This window comes from Spongiactinospora sp. 9N601, assembly GCF_044326295.1.
GTDB lineage: Bacteria > Actinomycetota > Actinomycetes > Streptosporangiales > Streptosporangiaceae > Spongiactinospora > Spongiactinospora gelatinilytica.
On the sequence record NZ_JBIRBB010000002.1, the window covers coordinates 110,191 to 136,695 of the forward strand.

Annotated in this window: 26 protein-coding genes; 16 read left to right on the forward strand and 10 right to left on the reverse strand. The window is 72.7% G+C overall.

Translation table 11 applies throughout. The features are described 5' to 3' along the window. Positions 1-43: 43 nt before the first annotated feature. From ACH34R_RS03955 to ACH34R_RS03975, 5 genes are all read left to right on the forward strand, one after another. On the forward strand, positions 44-787 hold the full coding sequence (locus tag ACH34R_RS03955; protein WP_397560451.1) for a GntR family transcriptional regulator: 744 nt from the start codon (positions 44-46) through the stop codon (positions 785-787). Positions 788-883: 96 nt separating this feature from the next. Then, the gene (locus ACH34R_RS03960) at positions 884-2,299 is read left to right on the forward strand and encodes a PTS ascorbate transporter subunit IIC (protein ID WP_397559913.1); all 1,416 of its coding nucleotides are present in this window, start codon (positions 884-886) and stop codon (positions 2,297-2,299) included. A gap of 22 nt (positions 2,300-2,321) precedes the next feature. Beyond that, on the forward strand, positions 2,322-2,624 hold the full coding sequence (locus ACH34R_RS03965) for a PTS sugar transporter subunit IIB (RefSeq protein WP_397559914.1): 303 nt from the start codon (positions 2,322-2,324) through the stop codon (positions 2,622-2,624). Continuing rightward, positions 2,621-3,070 (forward strand): PTS sugar transporter subunit IIA, encoded by a 450-nt coding sequence (locus tag ACH34R_RS03970; protein WP_397559915.1) that lies wholly within the window; start codon positions 2,621-2,623, stop codon positions 3,068-3,070. The genes ACH34R_RS03965 and ACH34R_RS03970 overlap by 4 nt, the downstream gene beginning before the upstream one ends. Continuing rightward, positions 3,071-3,799, forward strand: coding sequence for an SIS domain-containing protein (locus tag ACH34R_RS03975; protein ID WP_397559916.1), 729 nt, complete (start codon positions 3,071-3,073; stop codon positions 3,797-3,799). A 50-nt stretch (positions 3,800-3,849) separates the two neighbouring features. Here the strand turns inward: ACH34R_RS03975 and ACH34R_RS03980 are convergent, their stop codons facing one another. Together ACH34R_RS03980 and ACH34R_RS03985 are read right to left on the reverse strand one after the other, a co-directional pair. Continuing rightward, entirely contained in the window at positions 3,850-4,701 is an 852-nt protein-coding gene (locus ACH34R_RS03980) for an ABC transporter permease (RefSeq protein WP_397559917.1), read from the reverse strand. Then, positions 4,698-5,645 (reverse strand): ABC transporter ATP-binding protein, encoded by a 948-nt coding sequence (locus tag ACH34R_RS03985; RefSeq protein ID WP_397559918.1) that lies wholly within the window; start codon positions 5,643-5,645, stop codon positions 4,698-4,700. Before ACH34R_RS03985 ends, ACH34R_RS03980 begins: the two co-directional genes overlap by 4 nt. An 80-nt stretch (positions 5,646-5,725) precedes the next feature. On the opposite strand from ACH34R_RS03985, the gene ACH34R_RS03990 reads away from it, so the two are divergent. Beyond that, positions 5,726-6,439: a MerR family transcriptional regulator gene (locus ACH34R_RS03990; RefSeq protein WP_397559919.1), complete on the forward strand. Its 714-nt coding sequence runs from the start codon at positions 5,726-5,728 to the stop codon at positions 6,437-6,439. 37 nt (positions 6,440-6,476) lie between these two features. Further along, positions 6,477-6,671: a hypothetical protein gene (locus tag ACH34R_RS03995; protein ID WP_397559920.1), complete on the forward strand. Its 195-nt coding sequence runs from the start codon at positions 6,477-6,479 to the stop codon at positions 6,669-6,671. A gap of 60 nt (positions 6,672-6,731) precedes the next feature. Here ACH34R_RS03995 and ACH34R_RS04000 read toward each other — a convergent pair whose 3' ends face one another. After that, positions 6,732-10,043, reverse strand: a complete 3,312-nt coding sequence (locus tag ACH34R_RS04000; protein WP_397559921.1) for a chitinase C-terminal domain-containing protein — start codon at positions 10,041-10,043, stop codon at positions 6,732-6,734. Positions 10,044-10,238: 195 nt separating this feature from the next. Here ACH34R_RS04000 and ACH34R_RS04005 point away from each other — a divergent pair, with 195 nt between their 5' ends. The 4 genes from ACH34R_RS04005 to ACH34R_RS04020 are packed head-to-tail and all read left to right on the forward strand — an operon-like array spanning position 10,239 to position 14,255. Beyond that, entirely contained in the window at positions 10,239-11,261 is a 1,023-nt protein-coding gene (locus ACH34R_RS04005) for a PHP domain-containing protein (RefSeq protein ID WP_397559922.1), read from the forward strand. Between the two features lie 23 nt (positions 11,262-11,284). Beyond that, entirely contained in the window at positions 11,285-11,518 is a 234-nt protein-coding gene (locus ACH34R_RS04010; RefSeq protein ID WP_397559923.1) for a hypothetical protein, read from the forward strand. Next, on the forward strand, positions 11,515-13,674 hold the full coding sequence (locus ACH34R_RS04015; RefSeq protein WP_397559924.1) for a hypothetical protein: 2,160 nt from the start codon (positions 11,515-11,517) through the stop codon (positions 13,672-13,674). Before ACH34R_RS04010 ends, ACH34R_RS04015 begins: the two co-directional genes overlap by 4 nt. Continuing rightward, positions 13,671-14,255 carry a hypothetical protein gene (locus ACH34R_RS04020; RefSeq protein WP_397559925.1) on the forward strand — a complete coding sequence of 195 codons (585 nt, stop codon included), beginning with the start codon at positions 13,671-13,673 and terminating at the stop codon, positions 14,253-14,255. The genes ACH34R_RS04015 and ACH34R_RS04020 overlap by 4 nt, the downstream gene beginning before the upstream one ends. A 199-nt stretch (positions 14,256-14,454) precedes the next feature. Here ACH34R_RS04020 and ACH34R_RS04025 read toward each other — a convergent pair whose 3' ends face one another. Continuing rightward, positions 14,455-15,405 (reverse strand): DNA polymerase domain-containing protein, encoded by a 951-nt coding sequence (locus ACH34R_RS04025; RefSeq protein WP_397559926.1) that lies wholly within the window; start codon positions 15,403-15,405, stop codon positions 14,455-14,457. Then, entirely contained in the window at positions 15,402-19,277 is a 3,876-nt protein-coding gene (locus ACH34R_RS04030) for a helix-turn-helix domain-containing protein (protein WP_397559927.1), read from the reverse strand. Before ACH34R_RS04030 ends, ACH34R_RS04025 begins: the two co-directional genes overlap by 4 nt. Before the next feature lie 133 nt (positions 19,278-19,410). Here ACH34R_RS04030 and ACH34R_RS04035 point away from each other — a divergent pair, with 133 nt between their 5' ends. From ACH34R_RS04035 to ACH34R_RS04045, 3 genes are all read left to right on the forward strand, one after another. Then, on the forward strand, positions 19,411-20,274 hold the full coding sequence (locus tag ACH34R_RS04035) for an SDR family oxidoreductase (protein ID WP_397559928.1): 864 nt from the start codon (positions 19,411-19,413) through the stop codon (positions 20,272-20,274). A gap of 52 nt (positions 20,275-20,326) precedes the next feature. Further along, positions 20,327-21,439 carry a Kelch repeat-containing protein gene (locus tag ACH34R_RS04040; protein WP_397559929.1) on the forward strand — a complete coding sequence of 371 codons (1,113 nt, stop codon included), beginning with the start codon at positions 20,327-20,329 and terminating at the stop codon, positions 21,437-21,439. Between the two features lie 91 nt (positions 21,440-21,530). Beyond that, complete coding sequence (locus ACH34R_RS04045) at positions 21,531-22,241, forward strand: YqjF family protein (protein ID WP_397559930.1); 711 nt, start codon at positions 21,531-21,533, stop codon at positions 22,239-22,241. Here the strand turns inward: ACH34R_RS04045 and ACH34R_RS04050 are convergent, their stop codons facing one another. The 3 genes from ACH34R_RS04050 to ACH34R_RS04060 all read right to left on the reverse strand — a co-directional run bounded on the left by ACH34R_RS04050 (position 22,242) and on the right by ACH34R_RS04060 (position 23,478). Then, positions 22,242-22,511: a DUF3817 domain-containing protein gene (locus tag ACH34R_RS04050; protein WP_397559931.1), complete on the reverse strand. Its 270-nt coding sequence runs from the start codon at positions 22,509-22,511 to the stop codon at positions 22,242-22,244. Then, positions 22,508-22,951, reverse strand: a complete 444-nt coding sequence (locus ACH34R_RS04055) for a hypothetical protein (protein WP_397559932.1) — start codon at positions 22,949-22,951, stop codon at positions 22,508-22,510. The genes ACH34R_RS04050 and ACH34R_RS04055 overlap by 4 nt, the downstream gene beginning before the upstream one ends. Before the next feature lie 92 nt (positions 22,952-23,043). Next, complete coding sequence (locus tag ACH34R_RS04060; RefSeq protein WP_397559933.1) at positions 23,044-23,478, reverse strand: MarR family winged helix-turn-helix transcriptional regulator; 435 nt, start codon at positions 23,476-23,478, stop codon at positions 23,044-23,046. Positions 23,479-23,554: 76 nt separating this feature from the next. On the opposite strand from ACH34R_RS04060, the gene ACH34R_RS04065 reads away from it, so the two are divergent. Then, on the forward strand, positions 23,555-24,148 hold the full coding sequence (locus ACH34R_RS04065) for a TetR/AcrR family transcriptional regulator (protein WP_397559934.1): 594 nt from the start codon (positions 23,555-23,557) through the stop codon (positions 24,146-24,148). Beyond that, the gene (locus ACH34R_RS04070; RefSeq protein WP_397559935.1) at positions 24,127-24,696 is read left to right on the forward strand and encodes a hypothetical protein; all 570 of its coding nucleotides are present in this window, start codon (positions 24,127-24,129) and stop codon (positions 24,694-24,696) included. Before ACH34R_RS04065 ends, ACH34R_RS04070 begins: the two co-directional genes overlap by 22 nt. On the opposite strand, the gene ACH34R_RS04075 is transcribed toward ACH34R_RS04070, so the two are convergent. Both ACH34R_RS04075 and ACH34R_RS04080 read right to left on the reverse strand, forming a co-directional pair. Continuing rightward, positions 24,697-25,362, reverse strand: coding sequence for a response regulator (locus ACH34R_RS04075; protein ID WP_397559936.1), 666 nt, complete (start codon positions 25,360-25,362; stop codon positions 24,697-24,699). It lies immediately after the preceding gene. Continuing rightward, positions 25,359-26,483 carry a sensor histidine kinase gene (locus tag ACH34R_RS04080; protein ID WP_397559937.1) on the reverse strand — a complete coding sequence of 375 codons (1,125 nt, stop codon included), beginning with the start codon at positions 26,481-26,483 and terminating at the stop codon, positions 25,359-25,361. The genes ACH34R_RS04075 and ACH34R_RS04080 overlap by 4 nt, the downstream gene beginning before the upstream one ends. Positions 26,484-26,505 lie beyond the last annotated feature (22 nt).

The following is a 26,505-nucleotide window of genomic DNA, read 5'->3' on the forward strand; positions in this document are numbered from 1 at the left end:
TGACCAATATGCCGGATAGTTCCTACTGTGGGCGGTGGTGAACATGATGGAGGTGGCCGGAGTGCGGTCCGCCGACGAGCCGCAGGTGCGGACGAAACGCGGCGCGGTGCGCATCGCGCTGCTGGCGATGCTCGACGCCATGCGGCCGGGCGACGCGCTGCCCCCCGAGCGCGGCCTGGCCCAGGAACTCGGCGTCTCCCGGCCCACGCTGCGCGGCGTGATCGACCAGCTCGTGGCGGACGGACGGCTGCACCGCAAGCAGGGCAGCGGCACCTTCGTGGCCGAGCCCAAGATCGCGGTACCGCTCACCATCAGCTCGTTCACCGAGGACATGATCCGCAGAGGCATGCGCCCGAGCGGCCGGCTGCTGTCCTTCCGGCGCGGCCCCGCGGGCCCCAAGGTCGGCCGCAGGCTGGCCGTCTCCCCGAGAGAAGAGGTATTTACCATTAGGCGCCTGCGGCTCGCCGACGGCGCGCCCATGGCGATCGAGACCCTGTACGTTCCCGGCGACCTGCTCCCGCACCTCACCCGCGACGCGCTCGAAGGCCGCTCGTTCTACGAGCTGCTGCGCGAGCACGGCATCGTGATCGCCTCCGGTACCGAGACGATCGAGCCGACCGTCACCACCCGGGAGGAGTCGGAGGAACTGGACGTGCCCGTGCACGCCCCCGCCTTCCTGTTCAAACGGCTGACCCTCGGCGACGACGGCAAGGCCCTGGAATACGTCAGATCCATCTACCGCGGCGACAGATACCGCATCGAGCTGGAACTCCGCCCGCCGCACTGAACCCCCATCGGCGATCCGGACGTGGCCCGCCACTCCCGATCAGCGATGATCAGCAACATCCGTCTTCAGGTCACCAAGGACTGAGGTGGACCCACCGTGGACATCGTCAAGAACATTCTCACCTTCCTGGCCGACAACGTGTTCGGCCAGGTCCCCATCCTCATCGGACTGATCACTCTGGCCGGGCTGCTGTTGCAGCGCAAACGGTTCGAGGACACGGTGGCGGGCGCGCTGCGGGCCACGATCGGCGTGGTCATCCTGTTCATCGGCATCGAGGTCTTCACCGGCGGCCTCAGCAGCTTCCAGACCGTGCTGGCCAGCGCCATGGGCACCACCCCGCCCAAGGCCGACCGGACCCTCGCCGACTTCCTGGGCACGCACGGCGGCACGGTCGCGCTGGTGATCACCGTGGCGTTCGCCGCCCATGTGCTGATCGTGCGGCTGTTCCCGGCCGCCCGGTACCTCTACCTCACCGGGCACCTGATGTTCTGGGTCAGCGCGGTGACCGTGGCCTCGCTGGTGACGATCGCGCCGGACGCCGACCAGCTCACCCTGGTGCTGTGCGGGGCGGGGTTCGTGGCCGCGTACTTCACGCTGCAACCCCTGTGGATGCGCCCGCTCATGCTGCGGGTGATGCCCGACGACAAGTTCGGGTACGCACACACCAGCTCGCTGACCGCGCTGCTCACCGGCTTCGTCGCCCGGCCGTTCGGCAGCCGTGAGAAGCACGACACCGAGAAGCTGAAGCTGCCCCGCCAGCTCTCCTTCTTCAAGGACGTGAACGTCAGCACCGCCCTGATCATCGCGGTGATCATGCTGATCGCGGTGGCGCTGGCCGACGCCAAGGTGGTCGGCGAGCAGGCCGCCGCGATGAACGAGAGCCTGTCGCCATGGGTGTGGGCACTGCTGGTCGCGCTGCGTTTCGCGGGCGGCATCGCGATCCTGCTGTTCGGCGTGCGGATGTTCCTCGCCGAGATCGTGCCCGCCTTCAAGGGCGTCAGCGACAAGGTGATCCCCGGCACCCGGCCCGCGCTGGACGCGCCCACCGTCTTCCCGGTGGCCCCGACCGCGGTGATGTTCGGCTTCGTGGCCTCCACCGCGACGTTCCTGATCTGCCTCGGGATCTTCGCCGCGGCGGGCTGGTTCACGCTGGCCCCGCCGATGATCATGCTCTTCTTCGTCGGCGGCGCGACCGGGCTGTTCGGCAACGTGGTGGCGGGCTGGCGCGGCGCGCTGATCGGCGGGGTGCTGACCGGGCTCATCCTGGCCGTCGGGCAGGCGCTGACCTGGGGACTGTTCCAGAACACCGCGCCGGAGCTGGCCGCGCTGGCCGACCCGGACTGGTACGCCATCGCCTGGCTGCTGAAGGCGGTGGACCCGCTGGTCGGCGGGGCCTCGGTGTGGGCGGTGCCGATCGTGGCACTGGCCGCCACCGTGGTGAGCCTGGTGATCCTCGGCCGCCGGCAGGCCAAGCAGACCGAGCGGGCCACGGTGGCCGCGGCGGAGAAGTGAACGACACAGGAGGGGGTATCTGATGGCGCTCGACCGGAGGCTCGACGTCCTCGCCGTGTGCGGGGTGGGCATGGGCACGAGCCTGATGCTCAAGATGACCGCGGAGGACGCGCTGAACTCGCTCGGCGTGGACGCCCGGGTGGAGAACACCGACATCGGAAGCGCCCGGGGGATGAGCCCCGACGTGGTGATCGGGCAGGGCATGCACACCTCCGAGCTGGAGGACCTCGCACCCGTGGTGATCACGGTCAGCGACTTCCTGGACAAGGACGGGCTGGTGGAGCAGTTGCGCGAGCGCCTGTCCGCGCAGGGGTGGCTGGCATGACGGTGGTCGGGGCGAGCGACGGAGTACACGCCGCCGACTGGCGGGAGGCGGTACGCGCCGCGGCCGGAGTGCTGGTCGGGGTGGGCGCGGCCGATCCCGGCTATCCGGACGCGTGCGTGGGCGTGGTCGAGTCCAGCGGGCCGTACATCGTGATGGCCAAGGGCCTGGCGCTGGTCCATGCCAGGCCCGAGGAGGGCGGGCTCGCGGTCGGCGTGGGCGTGACCCGGCTGGCCGCGCCGGTGGACTTCGGGCACCCGGACAACGACCCGGTGGACCTGCTGCTCGCGTTCTGCACCCCCGACGCGGACTCGCACGTCGCGGCGCTGTCCACGCTGGCCAGGCAACTGCTCGCGGGCCTGGCCGACCGGCTGCGCGCCGCGCCGGACCAGGACGCGCTGGCCGCCGTGCTGCGCGGGGCGGTGACCGGCGACCAGGGGAGGGCATAGATGGCCGGGCTGGGCGATCGGGTGCGCGGCCTGCTCGACGACCTCGACGCGACGTCCGGCGCGGCGATCGGCGAGGCCGCCGCGCTGCTGCTCGGCTCGATCGGGGCCGGGGGCATCGTGCACGCCGGGGGCGCGGGCCACTCGCTGGCGATGGTCTTCGAGACCTTCTACCGGGCGGGCGGCCTCGCGCCGGTGCGGCCCATGTGGGACGAGCGGGTGCAGCCGCTGGCGGGCGCGCTGCGCAGTACCGACGCCGAGCGCCGCCCGCACCTCGGGCGGTCGGTGGTGGCGGCGTACGAGCCCCGGCCGCCCGACGTGGCCGTGGTGTTCTCCACCAGCGGGCGCAACCCGTACCCGGTGGAGATGGCGCAGGAGTGCCTGGCGCGCGGCGTGCCGGTCATCGCGGTGACCTCGGCCGCCGCCTCCCGCGGCGCCGCCGACCGGGCCGGGGGCACGCTGGCCGGGCACGCCACCGTCGTACTGGACACCTGCGTGCCGCCGGGCGACGCCGTCCACCCGCCGGACGCCCCGCGCACGGCGGCGGTGTCCACGATCCTGGCGTCCTACGCGTGGGCCCGGCTGCTGGCCGAGCTGGACGACCTCGCCGCCGCGCGCGGCGTCGAGCTGCCCCGCTGGGTCAGCGCCAACGTACCGGGCGGCGACGAGACCAACGCCCGGTTGCTGGCCCGCTACGGCGACCGCATCCCGGAACTGACCATGAACCGCTGACGCGGCGGGCCGCCGCCGGGGACGCCTTCCCGGCGACCCCGGCGGCCGGCTCACATGGGGCGGCGCATCGCCTTCTCCCGGCGCGCGGCCACGGCCGACCCCGACTCGCGCCGGGCCATCCGGCGCAGTACGCCGGGCGCGACCAGCAGCCCCGCGACGGCCCACACGCCGAGCACGACGACGGTCTCCAGCGGCCGGAACGAGGCCCCGATCTCCGCAGCGGCCAGGCCGTCCGGCAGCAGCGCCGCCCGCATCCCGAGCCCCACCCAGTAGATCGGGAAGACCTGGGCGAGCCACTGGAGCCAGACCGGGAAGCCGGTGATCGGGTAGAACACGCCCGACACCGCCACCAGCCCCATGACCGGCAGCATCACGAACCCCAGGCTCTGCGCACTGGTGAACATGGACCCGAGGACCGCGCTGACCGGAATCATCGCCACCAGCCCGAGCGCGAGCACCCCGGCCAGGGACGGCCAGGACGACACGCGGCCCAGGTCCAGCCCGTCGAAGGCGAACGCCGACGGGATCAGCACGATGAGCACGCTCACCGCGGCCATCCCGGACGAGGTGAGCACCTTGCCGACCAGGTAGCCGACCATGCCGTCCGGGATCGCCTTGGCCCGCAGCAGCGTGCCGTCCTCGCGGTCCATGGTCAGCCCGGCGGCCAGGTTCAGGCAGACGAACGCGACGTTCATGGCGAGGATGCCGGGGACCGCCTGCGAGCCGAGCGAGAAGGCGGTGCCCGGCACAGTGGTGCCGCGCAGCGCGAACATCACGACCACCGCGAGCAGCGCCGGGCCGGCCGCGCCCCAGATGTCCCAGAAACTGGTGAGGCTCTGGCGCAGCTCGATCCCGCCGCGCTGGAACCCGGCCCGGTACGCCGCCGTCCGTGCGCCGCTCATCGGGACACCTCCGCCAGGTGCGCGGCGGCCTCGGTACGCCGTCCCGACTCGAACTCCCTGACCATGGTCAGGTAGACGTCCGCCAGGCTCGCCCGGCGTACCTCCAGGTCGCCGACCGCCTCGCCGTGCTCGGCGAACAGCCCGCGCACATGACCGGTGGCGTCCTCCACGGTGATGGCGTGCGGCTCGCCGTCGATCGTGTACCTGACCTCGGCCTTGGTCTCGAACCGGCGGGCCAGCTCGGCGGCGGTGCCGCCGGCCACGATCTCGCCGCCGGCCAGCAGCAGGATGCGGTCCGACAGCTTCTCCGCCTCGTCCAGGTCGTGGGTGGTGAGCAGGATCGTGGTGTCCATGCCGGACAGGCGCAGCATCAGCTCGTGGAACGCCTGGCGGGCCTGCGGGTCGAAGCCGACCGTCGGCTCGTCCAGGAACAGCAGGTCGGGGTTGCCGATGATGCCGATCGCCACGTCCAGCCTGCGGCGCTGCCCGCCGGACAGCCGCCCGACCCTGGCGTCGGCCCGCTCGGTCAGGCCGACGAGCGCCATCAGCTCGGCGGCGTCGTACGGCCGGCGGCGCTCCGGCGTGCCGTAGGGGGTGTAGTAGCGGCCCAGGTGGGCGAGGAGTTCGCCGACCCGCCACTTGCCGTGGTCGCGCCAGGACTGGAGCACGATGCCCAGCCGGGCCCGCCACGCCTCGTCGCCCTCGCCGGGGTCGGTGCCGAGCACGCGCACCTCCCCGGCCGAGCGTTTCCTGAAGCCTTCCAGGATCTCGATCGTGGTGGTCTTGCCTGCTCCGTTGGGGCCGAGCAGGGCCACCACCTCGCCGCGTTCGGCGTGGATGTCGATCCCGCGCAGCACGTCGGCCGAGCCGTAGCGCATGCGCAGGCCATGTGTCTCGAAGGCGGGTCCGGTGCTGGGATGAGAGGGGGATCGCTGGGCTGGCATGCCTTCAAGTGTTCCATTGAAGCGCTATGTTGAGACTTTGGCGGAGATCTCTGGCCATAGGTGCGGATAACCTTAAAATCGTGGGCGAAACGGGGCGGGCGCTGCGCCCGATCGATCTGGCACGCGAGGCGGGCATCTCCGCCCAGCAGGTGCGCAACTACGCCGACGACGGCATCCTGCCGCCCGCCTCACGCACGCCGTCCGGTTACCGCAGGTTCGAGGCCCGGCACCGGGCGGCCCTGCTGACCTACCGGGCGCTGCTGCGCGGGTACGGGCCGGACGCCGCGCAGCGGATCATGCTGGCCGTCCACGCGGGTGACGTGCCGCTGGCGCTCACGGTGGTGAACGCCGAGCACGCCGCGCTGCACGAGCAGCGGCTGTCGCTGGAGGCGGCGGGCGCGGCCCTGGCGGCGGTCGCCGAGCAGCCCCCGGACGCGACCGGCGTGCCCCGGGGCGGCCTGCGCATCGGCGAGGTCGCCGCCAGGCTGGGGGTGCGCACGTCCGCGCTGCGGGTGTGGGAGGCGGCGGGACTGCTCACGCCGCGCCGCGAGCGCGGCACGCGCTATCGCACGTACGGCGAGACCGACCTGCGGGACGCCCGGATGATCCGCATGCTGCGCCAGGGGCGCTACGGATTTCCGCAGATCCGGGCGGTGCTGGACGGGCTGCGCCGTACTGGTAGCGGCGAGGCGCTGCGCGCGGCCATCGACGAGCGCCGCACGGCGCTGCTGCGGCGGACCGCCGCGATGCTGGAGGGCTCGGGGCGGCTGCACGACTACCTCGGCGCACTGTAGGACCGGAGCTGTCCGGCACTGCCGCCAGACTGCTCGCATGCGGCCGGAGCCCTCACCGGTGCCGACGGGCGTGGCCAACTTCGCCGGCGATGCCGCGATCCGCGGCCTGGCCGAACTGTCCAACACCGTCACGCACTGGTCGGAGTTCGACCGCGGCGGCCACTTCGCCTCCTTGCAGGCCCCCGACCTGCTGGTCGCCGACATCCGCGACTTCTTCCGCACCCTGCGCTGAACAGGGCCGGGCCACCACCCCCACGGTGGGGGTGGTGGCCCGGTCTGAATCACTTATGGGTCATTTGCGGGCGCTGCTCGCGGGCAGGGACCGCGGGTAGTCCTGTGTCAGGGCGTAACTCTTGCCGCCGAACGTGAGCACCCAGTTGGACGGGCTCGCGATCGGCAGCCGGTAACTGAGGTTCACCTCGGCGCTCGCGCCGTTGGCGATGGTCTGCCAGCTCGGCAGGGTGAGGGTCACGCGGTGGAAGTCGCCCTTCAGCCCGCCGACGTTGTTGCCGGTGTGGCCCGGCTGCACCGACATCGTCCAGCCGGACTGCTGGCTCATGTCGCCGGGGGCGGAGGTGCCGTAGTCGAACGTGAACGTCGCCCCGCCCGGGATGGCCTGCCCGGAGTTGTTGGTGATGCGGAGCTTGGGAGTGATCGGGTAGTTGGAGTCACCCGTCGGGTAGTTCACCAGATCGGCCTTGACGTTCACCGTCTCGGACGGCATGGTCCGGTCGGTCTTCAGGTGCTTGTACGGCGTGGCGTTCTTGAACTTGTCGTACAGGATCGAGGTGAGCGTGGTGCCCATGAACCACTCGCCCTGCCCGTTGTTCCGGGAGGCGTCCCAGGCGTAGTCGCCCGCCAGCTCCCAGATCATGACGCCGCCGAGGCCCTTGTCCACCACGTAGTCGGCCTTCTTGGTGATCGACTGGTCGTCCTCGGTGGAGAGGAACACCTTCTTGCCCGCGTTCCACAGCCAGGGCGCGCCCATGGTGTTGTCGTAGTGGCGGGTGTAGGTGCCGGTCAGCTTGTCGGCGGGGTCGGTGTCGGGGTCCAGGCCGTAGTCACGGATGTAGCTGCCCTGGATGCCCTGCTGGAGGTTCTTGGCGTGCCACATCGGGTTACCGCCGCCGAGCACCTCCTTGCCGTCCTTGTCCAGGTCGTGCCAGACGTTGTCGATGCCGACCGCGCCGTGGCCGCACGGTGTGGTCGAGCCGACCGTGCCGCCGGTGCCCGGCGGGCACTTGGTCTGGTCGGGCAGTGCCGCCTTGCCCCACAGGCCGTTCGTGCCGCCGGTGACGCCCTGCCAGCCGCGCGTGTAGTACGGCACGCCGATGTTGATCCGGCCCGCCGGCACCGCGCCGCGGAAGTAGTGCGCCGCCCAGTCGGTGTTCAGGTAGCCCATGCCGTAGGTGCTGTAGACGGCGCCGTCGACCTGCTCGATGTCCTTCCCGTCGTCGAACAGCGCGGCGTTCGGGCCCACGAAGTGGTTCCAGGCGCCGTGCAGGTCGTAGGTCATCATGTTGATGTAGTCGAGGTACTGGGTGATCTGGTGGCTCTCCTGGCCGCGCAGCAGCCAGCCGGAGGCCGGGGCGGCGACGGTCAGCATGTAGTACTTACCGTCGGCGGCGCTGGCGGCGTCGAGCTTCTCCCGCAGCGTCTTCATCAGCTTGACGTACTGGCCCATCAGGGTGGCCCTGCGCGGGTTGGAGAAGGAGAAGTCGTCCGGGTTGCCCGCGTAGTTCATCGAGGTGGCGTACTCGTAGTCGATGTCGGCGCCGTTGAAGCCGTACTTGCGGACGAAGTCCACCACCGAGTCGGCGAAGGTGTTGATGCCCGCGTCGGTGCTGGCCATCGTGTAGAAGCCGCCGGACGCGACCCGCTTGCCGTTGTCGTCGATGTAGCCGCCGGTCTCCGCCCAGCCGCCGATCGAGACCAGCGTCTTGACGTGCGGGTGCTGCTTCTTGAACTTGTTGAGCAGGTTGAAGTGGCCCTTGTAGGAGTACGCGGGGTCCATCTCGGCGCCCGGCACGCCCGGCCACTCACGGCCGATCGCCGGGTTGGTCGGGATGTTGCCGCCAACCGACACCTTGTTCTGCGAGTCGATGTGCGCGAACGCGTAGTTGATGTGGGTGATCTTGTTCCACGGGATGTCGCTGGCCAGGTAGCGCGGCGCGCCGTTGGCGCCGTCCCGCCAGCTCGTGAAGTAGCCGATGATCCGGCGCTTGTGGTCCGAGCCCAGCTTCTCCCGGCCGTCGCTGTCGTAGACCTGGCAGTACGGCGGCTTCACGCCGGGGGTCTGGTACAGGCCGTCGGGACGGCAGTTGCCGCCGCTCTGGCCGATGGTGACGGAGATCTCGTTGCTGAGCGGGGACACCTGGCCCGCGGTGTCCTTGGCGCGGACCGTGTACTTGTAGGTGCCCGCGGGAAGCCCGCTGATCGTGGTCGTGGTGCCGGTCACGGCCTGGACGGCGGTGCCGTCCTGGAGCACGTCGTAGCCCGCCACCCCGTGGTCGTCGGTGGAGGCGTCCCAGGCCAGCGAGACCGAGTCGGACGTGGTGTTGGTGCTGCGCAGGTTGCCCGGCCGGGTGGGCGGGTCGTCCTGGCCCTCGTCCGGGGTGGTCACCGAGACCGCGGCGCTGATCGGCGAGAGCTGGTCGGCGGTGTCGCGGGCGCGGACGGTGAAGCTGTAGGTGGTCTTGGGCGTGAGGCCGGTGACCGTGGTGGTGGTGCCGGTGACGGTGGCCACGACGGTGCCGTCACGCAGGACGTCGTAGTTCTTGATGCCCTTGTCGTCGGTGGAGGCGTCCCAGGTCAGCTTGGCGCTGGTCGGCTTGATCTCACTGCCGCGCAGGTTGGCCGGCCGGGTGGGCGGGTCGTCCACGCCGTCGTCGGGGGTCTTCACCGAGAGTGCCGCGCTGGCCGGGGAGAGCTGGTCGGCGGTGTCGCGGGCGCGGACGGTGAAGCTGTAGGTGGTCTCGGGGGTGAGGCCGGTGACGTTGGCGGTGGTGCCGGTGACGGTGGTGACGACGGTGCCGTCACGCAGGACGTCGTAGTTCTTGACGCCCTTGTCGTCGGTCGAGGCGTTCCAGGCGAGCGCGGCGCTGGTCGGGGTGACCTCGGTGGTGCGCAGGTTGCCCGGCGCGGTGGGCGGGGTGTCGGTGGGCACGCCGTCGCACGACTCGCCGTTGAGCTTGCAGTTCTCCGGCGCGCCGAGGGTGCCGCTGTAGGTCACCAGGAAGCCGAAGGACACCGACGCGCCGGGGTTGATCGCGCCGTTCCAGGACCGGTTCGCGAACGTGTGGTGGCTTCCGGAGCTGGTGAGCAGGGCGTCCCAGTACGATCCCATGCGCACGTTCGAGGCGAGGTCGAACTCCACCTTCCAGCTCGGCAACTGCGCGCTGCCGCCGTTGGTGATCGTGCAGGTGTACTGGGCGCCGGTGCCCCAGTCCTGCGCGGTCTTACAGGCGGCGGTCGGTCCCGCCGCCGCGCCCGCGGGGACGGCGGTCGCCGCCACCCCCATGCCGAGGAACAGGGCAAGGGCGCCTAACAGCGCCGCCGCCCTGCTTCCCGGTCTGCTTCTCGCTCTTGTCGGCCTGATCGCCATCGTTGCTCCACATCGCGGGGGGTATGGGTCTTTCACCGGTGAAAGCCCAGGACATAGAGAGCACATTTAGGAAAGTTTCCTAATTGTTAGTGGAAAGGTAGCTCCCCGCGCTGTGCCCGGCAAGACCCCTCCCGCCCCGCAGGGGCACTTTTGCGGTGGGGGCCGGTCTTATGGCGGCGGCGGTACGTTGGCCACATGGACCCGGTCCAAGCCCTGCGTGACATCGCCTTTCTGCTGGAGCGGGCGGGTGAGCCGACGTACCGCGTGCGTGCCTTCCGGCGCGCCGCCGCGGTCGTCGCCGACCTGCCCCGCGACGAGCTGGAACGGCTGGCCGGCGCGGGCGGCCTCGCCACGCTGCCCGGCATCGGCAAGGTCACCGCGCTGGCCGTCACCGAGGCGCTGGCGGGCGATGTGCCGACGTACCTGCGCCGCCTCCAGGCCACCGCGGGCGACGACCTCGAAGCCGAGGCCGCCGAGCTGCGCGCGGCCCTGCGCGGCGACCTGCACAGCCACTCCGACTGGTCCGACGGCGGCTCCCCGATCGAGGAGATGGCCGAGGCGGCCATCGCGCTCGGCCACGAATACCTGGCCCTGACCGACCACTCGCCCCGGCTGACCGTCGCCAACGGCCTTTCCCCCGCCCGGCTGCGCCGCCAGCTCGACGCCGTGGCCGAACTGAACTCCCGCCTCGCGCCGTTTCGGATCCTCACCGGCATCGAGGTGGACATCAACCCCGACGGCACCCTTGACCAGGACCCCGACCTGCTCGACCGGCTCGACATCGTGGTCGCCAGCGTCCACTCCCAGCTCCGGATGAATCGGCATGCGATGACCAGGCGCATGGTCACCGCCATCACCGACCCCCGGGTGGACGTGCTCGGCCACTGCACCGGCAGGATCGTCCGCGCCGGGGGCCGCCGGGGCGGGCTGCGTCCGGAGTCGGAGTTCGACGCCGAGCTGGTCTTCGAGGCGTGCCGCAGGTACGGCGTGGCCGTCGAGATCAACTCCCGCCCCGACCGGCAGGACCCGCCCAAACGCCTGATGCGCCTGGCCTGGGAGATGGACTGCCTGTTCGCCCTGGACTCCGACGCCCACGCGCCCGGCCAGCTCGACTGGCAGCGCTTCGGCTGCGAACGCGCCGCCCGCTGTGGCATCGGCCCCGACCGGGTGATCAACACCTGGCCGCTCGCGGATCTGCTGGGTCTGACAGATCGTTGAGTGACGGCTACACTGAGTAGTCTATGGGTGGGCTGGATCGCGCGGCGATGGAGGCGGTGGTGGCCCGCATCCAGCGGATGTCCGACGAGCACGGGCGGGCGCTCGACGACTCCTGCCGCCTGCTGGCCGACGACGCCTGGCTCGGCCCCGCGGCCGTCCGCTTCGGGCAGGAGGTCCACGGCCTGCGGCACGACCTGCGCTCGATGCTGGCCCGCGCGCTGGCCGACGCCCGGGCCGGCCTGGCGGTGGCCCGGTGAGCCCCGGGCCCGGCTTCACCGGCGTCCGGCAGCCCGAGTTCGACCTGCTGGTCGCCGGGCACGGGCGGGCGGGTGAGCAACTGGAGGCGCTGGCCGCCCGGTTGTACGGCGAGCTGCGGGCGGCGGGTCTGGACACCACGCCCGCGCTGCGCATCCGGGAGATCGCCCGGCGGGTGAGCGCGCAGGGCGCCGACATCCGCCGCAGGCAGCGGCTGATCCGGGAGCTGGAACGGCAACAGGTCGCCTTCGGCGCCTGCACGGCCGGTGGCGCCTTCTTCGCCGTCCCGGATCGGGAGGCGGCGGCCGAGGGGCTGCTGGCGGGCGACGCGGCGCGGCGGGCCATACGGGGGGAGGCGGGGGCGGTCGGGCGGCTGGAGTCCTATGCCACGAGTCCGGACGATCCCGACTTCGTGCGGGCCTTCGTGGGCACGCTGGGCGGCGCGGGGGTCGCCGGCGTGCCGGGCGTACTGGTCTGGCGGATCGGCGACGCACTCCGGAACGGCGACACCGCGCGGGCCGAACGGTTCGCGGCCCAGGCCCGGCGGGTGCTGACCCTGCTGTCGGCGGCCGTGGCCAGGGCCACCGACCCCGGCGACGCCGCCTTCGCCGGTGACGACCTGCTGACCGAGCTGGCCCGGCAGGGCAGAGCCCGGCACACCGTCTTCGGCGTGACCTACTACGGCTACCAGGCCCAGGCTTTGCTCTGGAGGTTCGGCGGCCATGCCTGGTCGCGCCGCTTCATGGAGATCGTCGGCCGCGACGCCATCGCCTTCGAGCGCGAGCTGTACGCCGGCCGCTGGCAAGCCCGCGCCGGCCTGCTCGGCCTCGGCGCCCCGCAGGTGGCCCTGCTCGACCTCGCCGCGATGCTCGGCACCGACCTGCCGAGCGCGGACCCCGAGGGCCCCGAGGGCCTCGGGTCCGGCCGGGCCGTACTCGACGCCCTCTTCACCGCCGCCGCGCCCGACCCGGCCGCGGCCCAGGCCCTGCTCGATCACACCCCCGCCGGCTGGGACCGCTCCACCCTCTCCTACCTGCTCACCACCCGCCTGGACGCCTTCGACCTCACCGGCGGCCACGCCTCCTTCGGCCGCTTGCTCCAGTCCGCCACGACCGGCCAGGACACCGTCTCGGCGAACCTCGCCACCGAACTGGCCGCCACCCTCTCGGCCCACCTCGACGGCGTCTTCGGCGTCGGCGACGACGGCCGACTCACCATCGCCGACCCGGCCCGCCTGGCCCGCATCGCCCCACTGCGCCACCCCCTCGCCGCCGCCCTCGCGGCCCGCATCGGCGCCCTCACCGACGTCTTCGTCAACCACGGCCGCCTCGGCACCCTCTCCGCCGAACGCCTGGACCGCCTGCTCGCCTTCGTCAACCGCGACGAAGCCGCCTTCGACCTGCTGGTCCGCGCCCACGCCGAACACATGCGCGCCGCCCTCAACACCATCCCCGACCTCACCGGCGGCCCCGCCCTCCAAAAGGGCGACTTCGACGGCGACGGCACCCTCACCGGCGCCGAACGCGACCACCTCCTCAACCGCCACTTCGCCAACCGCATCGTCGAGGAGGCCCGCCTCTTCGGCCACCTCCTCGAAACCCGCGCCCAGGCCCTCGTGGCCGACGGCCAAGAAGCCAAACGCACCGACGAATCCCTCCGCACCATGGTCCGCGACTCCCTCGGCCTCCTCCCCCTCCCCGGCGCCCCCCTCGCCGGCACCCTCGCCAAGGGCGCCTTCGGCGACATCCTCACAAAGTCCCACGAAAAACTCACCACCACCGGCTACGACCAAATCGCCAAACACATGGCCGGCACCTCCGGCCTCCCCCTCGACCTCGCCTACCACGACCTCGCCGACAACGAGGCAGCGGTAGAACGCCTGACCGAACAAATGGTCGCCTCCACCATGCTCACCCACGGCCTTTTCGAGCACGTCCGATTGACGGATGAGACCTTCATCACCGATCACAATCCACCTCGGATCAAGCCCATCGCGTCAATGACGTCGGCTCAGTACGGAGACTTCCTGAAGTGGGCGCGTCAGATCAGCGACATCAACGACCTACTCGAAAGGGGCAGGGACACCCTGAACAACAGGAGCGACGCGCGGCGCAACCTCGATTTGGCCGCTTACAGGGTCTCCAAGGACGAGCCATGAGCGATGTGGCCCGCTTCGGGGTCATGCTGGGCATGGTCGCAGGCCTGTCGCTCGGTTGCTCGGCCTCCGTACAGACCGGTGTGGCCGCGCCGAGGGCAGACACCCGTCCAGTGCTCGACTCGGCACCTTACATCTGCGAGTTCGTCCCAGCGAGTGCGGTCCGGTTGATCAGTGGTTACTCGGGTCCGCTGACCAGCCGTATGAGTGGTGAGTGGAAGACATTCGGGCATTGCAGGACGCCGGATATCTACCCAGATCCCGTGTCGATCGGCTGGGCGCAGGAGGATGGGGACAAAGTATGGGAGCGACTTCACGGAGGGGAGTTCGCCAAGTATCGTCCTACGCCGCTGCCGCCCGATCTGGGAAGGGGATCGGTCCTGGTCGTGGCGGATCCGCCCGGGTCGATGGATCCCTATGACGTCTTTTCGATCTTCCGGTGCGGTGGTGTCACCCCATGGATCGACATCTCGCTGGCGCGGGTGGCCGAGGGGCGGGATGCGGTTAGGGATTTGACGGAGTTGATGCGGATCGCGCAGCGGCGGTATGGGGAGTTGCATGGTTGTGTGCCGCGTCCTGGCTGATCGGCTGGGTGGGGGTGGGACGGCGGAGCGGTGCGCGGATGTGGGTGGGGCACCGCTCCGCCGGTCTGCCGTCCGGCGGCGCAAGGCGGACCACCATGCCGTTCCCCTCCCTGCGGGCGCGGTATGTGCCGGACGGTTCGGGTTCCATGGTGGGCGGGGGCCCGGACAAAGCGAGGACAGATCCTGGACAGAAGGCCGTTCAGCCGTCTCCTGTGCGGCGGGCGCGGGCGCGGCGTTTGCCCTCGTGCATGGCCTGGACGCGGGCGACGGGGATGGTGTGGCCCTGTTCGATCAGGTCGGCGGGGAGGGGTTGGGGGGCGGGCATCAGGGTGGACCAGGGGTCGGTGCCCGCGAGGAGGCCGACGGCGGTGTGGACGGTGAAGTCGGCGGGGGAGACGCGGTCGAGGTCGTCCCAGGCGACGGGGAAGGAGACCGGGGTGCCGGGGCGGATCCGCGGGCTGTAGGCGGCGACGATCGTCGCGCCGCCCGCCCTGGTGGAGTCGAGGAAGACCTTGCCCTGGCGGTCCTCCCTGATGAAGGCCGTGGTGGCGAGGGCCGGGTCCAGGCGTTCGGCGCGTACGGCGAGCGCCCGGGTGGCCGCCGCCAGGTCCTCCATGGCGATCCCCGGGACCACCGGTACGAAGATGTGGACGCCCTTGGCCCCGCTGGTCTTCACCGCGCCGGACAGGCCCGCGTCCGCCAGGGCCTGCCTGACCAGCAGCGCCGCGGCCACGACCGCCCGGAAGGGCTCGCCCTCGGGCGGGTCCAGGTCGAGCACCATGTGGGTGGCGTGCTCGCCGCGCACCAGCGCCGGGTGGTACTCGACCGCCCGCTGGTTGGCGAACCACAGCAGCGTCCGCCGGTCGTCGCACAGCGCATAGGACACCTGCCGCTGGGAGGCCGCCGCCCACAGCGAGACCGTCCGGATCCAGTCGGGGGCGTACTTCGGCACGTTCTTCTGCATGAAGGGGGCCTGGCCCGGACGCACCCGCAGCACGGACAGCGGCCGGTCGCGCAGGGCGGGCAGAAGACGGTCGCTGATCTGGTCGAGGTAGTCGACCAGGTCGCGTTTGGTGGCGTTCGCGCCGTCGAAGAGCGGCCCGCCGAGGTTGGTCAGCGGCACTCCCTCGCGCGTCTCGTCGCCGGTCATCCGCCCCACGATAGCGGGCGCGGGCAGGGCGGCCGGAAGGCCGTGCCGGGCAGGTAGCGGTTCCATTCCGCGCGGGTGACCGGGGGATGGGCCAGGGCGCAGACCTGCCCGGCGACCCGGCCGAGGTCGGTGTCCCACAGCCGGGCGGTGAAGTCCGCGCCGCCGGTGACCAGGGTGGAGCCGTCGGGGCTGAACGCGGCGGACAGCACCCGGGCGGTGTGACCGGCCAGTACGGCCGGCGGGCCGGGCGCGGCGGGGTCGCCGGGCCCGCTGGGGTCGGTGATGTCCCACAGCCGGGCTGTGCCGTCGAAGCTGGCGGTGGCCAGCAGCCGCCCGCCGGGGTGGAAGACGACGTCGGAGACAGCGTTCGCGTGGCCGGTCAGCGTGGCGACCGGGCGCGGGGCGGCGGGAGCGGTGATGTCCCACAGCCGGGCGGTGCCGTCGGCGCCCGCGGTGGCGAGCAGCCGCCCGCCGGGATGGAAGTCGACGTTCATGACCGCGTTGCCGTGCCCGGTGATCGTGGCGAGGGGGCGGGGCCGGCCGGGGACGGCGATGTCCCACAGCCGTGCCGTGCCGTCCGCGCTCGCGGTGGCGAGCAGTGTGCCGTCCGGGGCGATGGCGACGTCGTCCACCGCGTCGGTGTGGCCGGGCAGGACCGCGAGCGGGACCGGGCGGCGGCGGTCCGCGACGTCCCACAGCCGGGCGGTGGTGTCCTGGCTGGAGCTGGCCACGATGTGCCCGCGCGGGTGGTAGGCGACGCCCGTGACGTTCAGTGTGTGCCCGATGAGCCTGGCCGGTGGTTCTTCCGGGCGCTCGGCGTTCCACAGCCGCAGCGTGCGGTCCAGGCTGGCGGTGACCAGCGTACGGCCGTCCGGGGCGAACGCCGCGCCGGAGACGTTGTCGGTGTGCCCGCCCGGCCTGGCCCGTACGGCGGGCCGCCCCCGCTCGCCGAGGTCCAGCAACTGCGAGGTCTTGTAGCTCCCGGCCAGCAGCGCCTTGCCGTCCGGGCGGTAGGCCACCGCGTTGACCGTCCCGGTGTGCCCGCCGATGACCGGCGACCGTACGTTCCACAGCCGTACCGTGGTGTCCTTGGAGGCGGTGGCCAGCATGCCGCCGGACGGGTCGAACGCGACCCCGTAGACGACGTCGCCATGGCCGCCCAGCGTGACCGGCGCGCCCGCGAACTTCGGGTCGGAGATGTCCCACAGCCGCGCGGTCAGGTCATAGCTGCCAGTGGCGATCGTGTGCCCGTCGGCGGCGAACGCGATCGACACGATGCCGCTCTCATGGCCGGGCAGCTCGGCCAGGAACGCGGGCCGGCGCGGGTCGGCCACGTCCCACAGCCGCAGCGCGTTGTCGAAGCCGCCGGTGGCCAGGGTACGGCCGTCGGGGCTGAACGCCGCCGCCAGCACCCGGTCGGCGTGCCCGGTGAGCGCGGGCAGCGCCACCGGATGGGCGGGGTCGGCGACGTCCCAGCGCCAGACCCGGGCGTCGTTCCCCGCCGCGACCAGGGTGCGCCCGTCGGGGCTGAACGCCGTCTCGTTGAAGACGCCGGGCAGCGTGGCGAGGGTCCTCGGGCGGGTGCGGTCGGTGATGTCCCACAGCCGCGCGGTCTCGTCCTCGCTCACGGTGGCCACCGTGCGGCCGTCCGGGGCGAAGGTTATCTCCGAGATCCGGCCCCCGTGGCCGGTGAGCGTGGCCAGGAGCCTCGGACGCCGGGGGTCTGAGACGTCCCACACCTTGCCGGTGGCGTCACTGCTGGACGTCGCCAGCAGCTCGCCGTCCCGGCTGAACGTCACGTCGGTGACGTCGTCGGTGTGCACGGTCAGCTCCGCGAGCGGCAGCGGGCGGCCCAGGTCGGTAACGTTCCACAGCCGGGCGGTGGCGTCGGCGCTCGCGGTGGCCAGCACCCGCCCGCCGGGGTGGAACGCCACGCCGAACACCGTGGCGCGGTGGCCGGTCACCCGGGTGGCGAAGGGCGCGGACAGGCTGCTGAGCAGGCCGCCCCGGGCCTCGGCGGTGGGGGCCAGCCGGTACGCGGCCAGGGCGAGCTGCGCGGCCAGCGCCGGGTTGGTGGCGCGCAGCGCGGTGGTCTCCGCGGCGACCTTCCGCGACAGCGCCTCGTCGCGCTGCCGGGTCGCCGTGCCCTCCGCGCGGATCGCCGCGAACGACGCGCCGAGCGCGAGCACCAGCGACAGCAGCAGCGCGCCGATGGTCTGGTACAGCCTGCGGGTACGGCGGCGCGCGTGGCGCACGCTCGCGTCGAAGAACGTGAGGGCCAGCGGCGGCAGCTCGGCCCGGTGGTCGCCGATCCACTCCTGGGCGGCGGCCAGCCGCGCGCCCCGGTAGAGCGCCCCCGGGTCGCGCCCGTCGCGCTGCCAGGACTCCGCGGCGGCCACCAGCCGGCGTCCGGCGATCAGGCCCGCCCGGTCGGCGTCCAGCCAGGACCGCAGCCGGGGCCAGGCGGTCAGCAGCGCCTCGTGGCTGATTTCCACCGTGCCGGTGTCGGCGGTGATCAGGCGCTGCGCGATGAACCGGTCCAGTACGTCCTCGGTCTCGGCCCGGGAGGCGTCGCCGCGGGCGGCGAGGAGTTCGGTGGTGGTGGCCCGGCGGCGGGTGTCGGCGGTGTCGGTGCCCAGGTGGACCAGGTGCAGGAACAGCCGCCTGGCGACCTCCTGCCGCTCGGCGGACAGCGCGTCGTAGACCGCGCCGGCGGTGGCGGCGACCGCGCCGTCGATGCCGCCGACCGCCCGGTAGTCGGCGACGGTCAGTTTCTTGCCGCGTCCGTGCCGCCAGCTCGCGTACAGGGCGTGCGACAGCAACGGCAACACCCCCGGCTCGTGCGCACCTACCGTATGCCTGCCGGCTGGGGCGACGTCGCGGAGGAGGAGTTCGACCAGGCCGTCCTCGATCGGGGTCTTCGCCCGGCGGGCGGGTTCGACGATCGCCTCGCGAAGTTCGGCCGCGCTCATCGGCCCGACGGTGATCTGACCGGCCCGTACGGCGTCCACGAACTGCGGGTGGCGAAGCGCGGGCGCGTAGAAGTCGGCGCGCAGCGCGATCACCACCAGCGCCCCGCCCGTGGCCGCCGCCGACACCCCGGCCACGAACAGGCGGCGCTCGCCCTCGTCGTCGCACGCGGTGAACAGCTCCTCGAACTGGTCGACCACCAGCACCGGCCGCCCGCCGCCCGCCTTCCCCGCGTAGTCCGCGCAGCGGCCCGGGTCGGCGCGTACCGCATCGGCCACCTCGGCGGCGGGTGCCCCGGCCAGGGCGGCCAGCCTGGCCGCCAGCTCCTCCACCGGCCGGGGGCCAGGGGTGAACAGTTCGATCGGCCAGTCCGCGGAACCGGGCAGCGCCCCGCCGCGCAGCGCGGCGATCAGCCCGGCGCGCAGCAGCGAGGACTTCCCAGAGCCGGACGCGCCGACCACGACCCGCACCCCCGCCCCGGTCGCGAGCCGGTCGACGAGCAGGCCGGTCAGGGTCCGGCGGCCGAAGAACCACTCGGCGTCCTCCGGCTGGAACCCGGCCAGCCCCCGGTACGGCTCAGGGCCGGCGGGCCGGGGCCCGGGGGCCCGGCGTACCCGCCGCCAGGCCGCCAGCCAGCGTTCGGCCTGCTCCGGGTCGCGCACCCCGCACACGTCGAGCACCCGAAGCAGCAGGTCGCGGGAGGCGCCGGCGGGCAGCCCGCGACCGGCGAACCAGTCGCCCACGGTCGTGTGCGCCCCCTGGACGCCGATCTTGGCGGCCACCTGCCGGACGGTCAGCTCGGCCTGCTCGCGCAGCAGCGACAGCTCCCTGGCGAAGTCCTCCCTGTGCTGCACCCGGTCCGGGTCGGGCGGGCCGCCGGGCACTGGCGACGACGTGGGCATCCGGCCTCCTGACGACGACTGGTACCTGATTGTCGCCGGAGGGGAACACATGGTTACAGCCCGATGCGGAATGGGAAGACGCCTTGTCCCCGGGGTGGCGTTAGCCGTACGCGAGCGCGGGCACCCGGAGGGCATGGCAGAGCAATCCAACAGCGAGCGGCCGGAGCAGAGCCAGCCGTACCCGGGGCGGACCGGCGAGATGGCACCGGGGCCCAACGACGAGATGCGCGACTACGCGGGCCGGGACCTGCTGGCCGGCAAACGGGCGCTGATCACCGGCGGCGACTCGGGGATCGGGCGCGCGGTCGCCGTCGCGTTCGCCAAGGAGGGCGCGGACATCGCGATCGCCTACCTGAGTGAGCACGGGGACGCGGCGCACACCAAGAAACTGGTCGAGGCCGCCGGACGGCAGTGCGTGCTCATCCCCGGCGACCTCGCCGACGCGAGCCACTGCCAGGCGGCCGTCCAGCAGGCGGTCAGCGAACTGGGCGGGCTGGACATCCTGGTGAACAACGTCGCCTACCAGGCCGGGGTCGAGTCGCTGGAGGAACTGTCCGACCAGCAGTGGGAGCACACGTTCGCGGTCAACATCCACAGCTACTTCCGGGTGACCAAGGCGGCGCTGCCGTACCTGAAGGCGGGCAGCGCGATCATCAACACCTCGTCCATCAACGGGCTGCGCGGCAACAAGTCGCTGATCGACTACGCGGCCACCAAGGGCGCGATCAACGCGTTCACCTACTCGATGGCGCAGAACCTGGTCGAGCGCGGCATCCGGATCAACGCGGTGGCCCCCGGCCCGGTCTGGACGCCGCTGATCCCGGCCACCCTGCCGCCGGAGAAGGTCGCGATGTTCGGGCAGCACGTGCCGATGCGGCGGGCGGCCGACCCGGACGAGATCGCCCCGTCGTACGTGTTCTTCGCGTCGGAGAAGCTGTCGTCCTACTACACGGGCGAGGTCCTGGCCCCGATCGGCGGGGAGACCCTGCCGGGCTGAACCCCGGCCGCGGCCCGGCCGTCTTGGGAGTGTGCGGCTCCGATTACTTCTCATGGCAGGCGTGTGCCTGATCACCACGGTGTCCGCGGTGGCCGCTCCCGGGCCGGTCCGGGTGGTCCCGGCCGCGCCGATCGCCGGGCGGATGGGGGCGCTCGCGTTCTGGACCGGGACCGAGATGATCGTGTACGGCGGCGGCACCTACACCAGGCCCACCGGGGCCATGCGCGAGTTCAACGACGGCGCCGCCTACGACCCCGCCCGAAACCGCTGGCGCCGGCTGGCCACGATCCCGTTCGGTGTCCGGTACGGCATGGCCACCGTGTGGACCGGCCGCCACCTGTTCGCCTGGGGCGGCGCGGACGACATCGACGGACGCCACCCGTCGCCGGACGGCGCGCTCTACGACCCCAGGACCGACCGATGGACCCCGCTGCCCCCCGCCCCCATCGGCCGGGTGCGCGCGTCGGCCACCTGGACCGGTACCGAGGTGGTCGTCTACGGCGGGTACGACGTGGCCACCGGCCCCGGACGGCAGCGCGCCGACGGCGCCGCCTACGACCCGGCCACCCGCACCTGGCGCACCCTGCCGCGCGCGCCGCTGCCACCGTTCTACGAGCACACCGCCGTGTGGACCGGCAAGGAGTTCCAGGTCTTCACGGGAGGCCCGCGCGGGCACGCGCTGGCAGGGGCCGCCTACGACGGCTCGGCCTGGCGCGCGCTGCCGCGTTCGCCGCTCGCCAAGGGCTGGGCCGACCGGGCCATCTGGTGGCGCGACCGGGTGCTGCTCATCTCGCCGTACCCGGAACGGATCGACGGCGGCCGGGTGCGCCCCTACCGCAGGCCGCTCGCTCCCACCGGCGCGTTCGTACCGGCCACCGGCCGCTGGGAGCGGCTGCCGCTCGCCCCGCGCACGCCGGCCGGCTGGGGGCCTGCCGTGTGGACGGGCGACGCCGTCGCGTTCTGGACGGGCGGCCCGCGCGGCGGGCGGGCCTACCTGCCGGCCGAGCGCCGCTGGATCGCGCTGCCGGCGCATCGGGGGGTGGCGCGGGAGGCGTACGCCTCGGTGTGGACCGGCAAGGAGATCATCGTGTGGGGCGGCAAGAAGGCGGGCGAGGAACTGATCCCCGGCTACGCGGACGGCGTCGCCCTCACCCCCGATCGGTGATGGGCGCGTGCTATCGTGCGGCCCTGACCATGATCGAGAGGATGTGGGTGGACCTGCGGAGTCACCCCGGCGACGGCCCACCGGCGCGCCGATGGTGAGCGAGCCGGCCAGGCCGTTGCCGGTCATGTACCAGCGCTGGTCGTGGATGACGTTCGCGCACTGGCGCTATCCGGCCCCGGTCGTTCAGAGGCTGCTGCCCGATGGGCTCACGGTGGAGACGTACCTCGATGACGCCTGGGTGGGGCTGGCCATGTTCATGATGGAGGGGGTACGCCCGCCCGGATTGCCCGCCGTACCGTGGTTGTCGAGGTTCCCTGAGACGAACGTGCGGACCTACGTCCGTGACCGGCAGGGACGCAGCGGGATCTGGTTCCTGTCGCTGGACGCGGCGCGGCTGCCCGCCGTGCTCGGCGGGCGGGCGGGTTTCGGGCTGCCCTACTACTGGTCGCGCATGTCGGTCGGTACGGCCGGGCCGCGGGTGCGCTACCGGTGCCGCCGTTACCGGCCGGGACCGGGCGGGGCGCGCGGTGACGCCGAGATCGAGATGGGCGAGGCGTACACCGAAGACGAGTACGACGAAACATCGCACTTCCTGATCGAACGCTACCGGCTCTTCACCCGCATGGCCGGACGGCTCGCCACGGCCACGGTCGAGCACCCGCGCTGGCCGCTGCGGCACGCCCGCCTGCGCGGCCTGGGCCAGAGCCTGCTCCAGGCGGGCGGCCTCCCCGAGCCGTACGGCTCGCCGCTGCTGCACGCGTCGGCGGGCGTCCCGGTACGGATCGGCATGTTGCACCGGTGACTAGCGCTCGCGGGCGTCGCCGCGCTTCAGCCGTCGTACCGCGAGCAGCCCGCCGATGCCGGGGATGAGCGCGCGCAGCCGGACCCCGGGCACGATGGGCGCGCGGGCCAGCAGGGTGATCATGATGACCACGAGGTAGGCCGCGCCGTGCAGCGGGCCGACGACGGCGCTGACCGGCCTGGCGTGCAGGGTGACCAGGTTGCCCAGCAGGACGAGCAGCGAGATCGCCTCCACGGCGGACGCGAACCGCAGCACCGGCAGCCCGCTCATCCGGCCGCTCCCGAGCCGGGCTGGACGACCATCAGCACCACGATGGCGGTCCACAACAGGTTGTAGACGCCGGCGAGGATGGACAGGGTGCGAAGCCCGGCCTGGTCGCCGGGGGTGGCGAGCGCGTCGCGCTGCCGCGGGTAGATCTGCAGGGCCAGCAGGCCGCCCGCGACGGCGGTGAGGATCATCGCGAGGACGACCCAGAGCTGCATGGTACGGCCCTGCATGACGGCCAGGACGAGCCCGGCGGCCGGCACGATGAGGCCGGCGATGCTGTAACCGCGGGTGATGCGGTGCAGCGCGGCGGCCACCGCGTGGCTGCGTTCCGCGGTGGTGACGGCGAGCGGCGCGTAGCGGGGGAACAGGCTCGTGGCGATGGCCGAACCGCCGACGAACAGGATGCTGCCGGCGATGTGCACTACGAGCAGGAGGGCTTGCACGGCTTCTCCTCCATAACCTTCAGGGGGCCTGAAGCCTAGCACGCAACCTTCAGGGTCCCTGAAGGGGTCGTCGCGGGCTCGTGGAGGGCACGTCAGGGTTCCAGGGCGAACACCGCGCGGATGGTCTCGGCCACCCGCCGCCTGATCGGGTCGGCGTCCGGGCCGAACAGCTCCTCGTCCACCTCCCGCAGCGCGACCTTCGCCGCCTCCAGCAGCCGCGCGCCCTCGGGAGTGATCTCGATCGCCGAGGCCGAGCCGGCGCGGGCCGTGTTGTCGCGTACCAGTCCCGCGCCCACAAGTGCCCGCACGGCCGCGTGCGCGCTCTGCACCGTGATCCCCGCCATCCTGGCCAGGTCGCTGAACGAGATGCCCGGCACCGCGGCGATGTGACCGAGCATGCCGAACCTGCTCACCGTGAGGTCGAGCGGCGCGAGGGCGGCGTTGAGCCGGGCCTCGGCCTGCCGGGCCAGGGTGAGCACGATGAGGGAAGGGCTGGCCAGGGGGTCGGGCCGGTCGTCGTCGGTCACCCGCCCAGTCTTGCGCACCCTGCTGCCCTCCCGGCCGCGGATGGACTATGACTGACCGGTCAGTCATAATGCTGGCATGATGAGTCCCAAACGCGTGGACAAGCCCGCGCGGCGGCAGGAGATCCTGGAGGCGGCGGTGCGGGTCTTCGCCCGCCGCGGGTTCGCCGCCAGCCGGATCGAAGACGTCGCGGCCGAGGCCGGGATCGCCAAGGGCAGCGTCTACCTCTACTTCGACAGCCGCGAGGAGATCCTGCACGCCGCGTTCGAGGCGCTGGCCGCCGGTTCGCGGGAGATCGTCGGCCGGGCCCGTACCACCCAGGCCCCGCCCCTGGACCGGCTCGCCGGCCTGATCCGCGACGTGATCACCTCGGTCACCGTCAGCCCCGAGCTTGCCCGTCTGCTGCTCGACCTGTACGGCTCGGGCGCGCGCGAGGAGGGCCTGCCACTGCACATGGCCGAGATCTACCGCGAATACCGCACGGTCATCGCCGCCCTGCTGGCGGAGGCCGTGGCCGAAGGCTCGGCCCGGCAGGGTGTGGGCGTGGCGGAGGCCACCGTGATCGTCGGGGCGATCGAGGGCTGCCTGCTGCAATGGATCATCGATCCGGCTCTCCCGATCAACGAACTTGCCGGGCCCATCGCCGCAGTGTGCGTGAGCGGGGTGCGATGAACCGGGTCACCTTCGCCGCCCGCCTGCCGCGTGCCGTCGGCGACATGCTCGTCGCCCCCGACGCCACCCGGGGCGAGACGGTGACCGCCTACGCCACGGCGGTCGCCGGGGCCACGCTGGTGGCCGTCATCGGCTCGCGGGCCGGGCACGCCTGGCCGGTGGTCGCGTTCCTGGCCCTGGTCGGCTTCGACCTGTTCGGCGGGACGGTCGTCAACGCCACCGCGTCCGCCAAACGCCGTTTCCATCGGCCGGGGCGTACCGCCCGGCACCACTTCCTCTTCGTCGCGGGCCACGTCCACCCCTTCCTGTTGGCGCTGCTCGTGCCCGGGTTCGGGTGGGGGGCGGCCGTGGCCGTGTACGGCCTGGTGGTGACGGGGGCGCTGGGCGTGCTCGCGACGCCGGCCGCACTCCGGCGTCCGGTGGCGTTCGCGGTGGCGGCGCTGGCGTCCACGGTGAGCGTGACGCTGCTCGCGGTCCCGGTCGAGGTGGCGTGGTTCGCGCCGGTGCTGTCCGGCAAGCTGCTGCTGGGGCACATCCTGCCCGAGTGATCAGCCGGTGAGGCCCGCTTCGTAGGCGAGCAGGCCCGCCTGGGTCCGGTTGGCGCACTGGGTCTTGGCCAGCACCCGTGAGACGTGCCCCTTCACCGTGGCCTCGCCGACGAACAGCGCCGCGGCGATCTCGGCGTTCGACATGCCCCGGGCCACGCACGCCAGCACTTCCCGCTCCCGTTCGGTCAGCTCCGCGAGCAGCGCCGTACGCCGGTCCCGCTCCTCGCGGCGCCGCCCACCGGCCGTGAGCAGGCTGCTCGTGGCCGTCCGGGACATCACCGTGTGCCCGCCCGCCGCCACCCGTACCAGCCCGATCAGCTCGCGCGGCGGCGTGGACTTCAGCAGGAACCCCGACGCGCCCGCGTCCAGCGCGCGCAGCACGTAGTGGTCGGCGTCGAAGGTGGTCAGCACCACGACGTACGGCGGGGCGGCCAACTGCGCGATGCGCCCGATCGCGGTGATCCCGTCCACCTCCGGCATCCGCAGGTCCATCAGCACCACGTCGGGCCGGTGCCGGACCACCGCCTCCACGCCCGCCGCGCCGTCGTGCGCCTCGCCGACCACGGTGATGTCGCCGGAAGAGTCCAGAATCGTCCGCAGGTGGGCGCACACCATCGGCTCGTCGTCCACCACGACGACCCGGACCGGCTCCTCGGGTCCGTTCATGTGCCCGCGGGCACCTCCTTCGGCAGCGTCACCTCGACCTCGAACCCGCCCTCGCCGTCCGGGCCCGCCCGCAGCGTGCCGTTGACCAGCGCGACCCGTTGCCGCAGGCCGAGCAGCCCGGTGCCCGGGCCGGTGCCGACAAGGGCGGGGTCGGCGGCCTCTGCGGGCGCGGTGTTGCGCACGCTCAGCCGTACGGCGTCGCCCGCGTACTCGACACTGACCTTGGCGCCGGCCCCGGGGGCGTGCTTGCGCACGTTGGTCAGCGCCTCCTGGACCACCCGCCGCGCCGTACGGCCGACGGCCGGGGAGACCGGCGAGCGCTCCCCGGACTCCACCAGCTCGACGGCCACCCCGACGGACGCCGACTCGGCGACCATGTCGTCCAGGGCGGGCAGTGGCGCGGCCTCGTTCCTGCGGCTCGCGGGACGGTCGCCGGGGTCGCCCCCGCGCAGTACGCCGACCAGTTCGCGCAGCTCGTCAAGGGCCTGACAGCCGGTCGCGCGCAGCGACTCGGCGGACTCCCGGGTCGCCGCGTCGGCCGAGGACACGTTCAGCGCGCCCGCCTGGAGCACCATCAGGGTCACCCGATGCGTGACGAGGTCGTGGATCTCGGCGGCCAGCCGTACCCGCTCCTCGCCGCGGGCCTGCTCGGCGAGCAGGTGCCGCTCGCGCTCGGCGCGTTCCGCCCGCTCGCGCAGCGTCGCGATGAGCTGGCGGCGCGCGGTGACGTACAGGCCGAGCAGCACCGCGCCCGCGGTGAACAGCGCGGTACGCAGGCCCGGCTCGGTGGACGACGCGAGCGGCAGCGCGACGAGCGCCACCGCGGCGGCGATGACGGACGGTCCACGGGCGGTGGTGAACGCCATCAGGGCGTACGCGGCGAAGGGCGCGGCGGGCGGCCACCACAGCGCGTCCTGGTCGGCGGGGAGCGTGCCGGAGAGGGTCAGCACCGCCGTGGCGGCGGCGGTGAGCCAGGCCACCGCCAGCGGCGCGCGCCTGCGCAGCGCGGGCAGCAGCGCGACGGCGACCACCACCACCGCTGTGCCTTTGTCGAGATGCTCGGCGCTCAGCATCAGGCAGGCGACCACCACCAGCGCGTCAAAGGCCCTGTCGCGGATCACAGGCATCAGAGTAGGCCGGTGG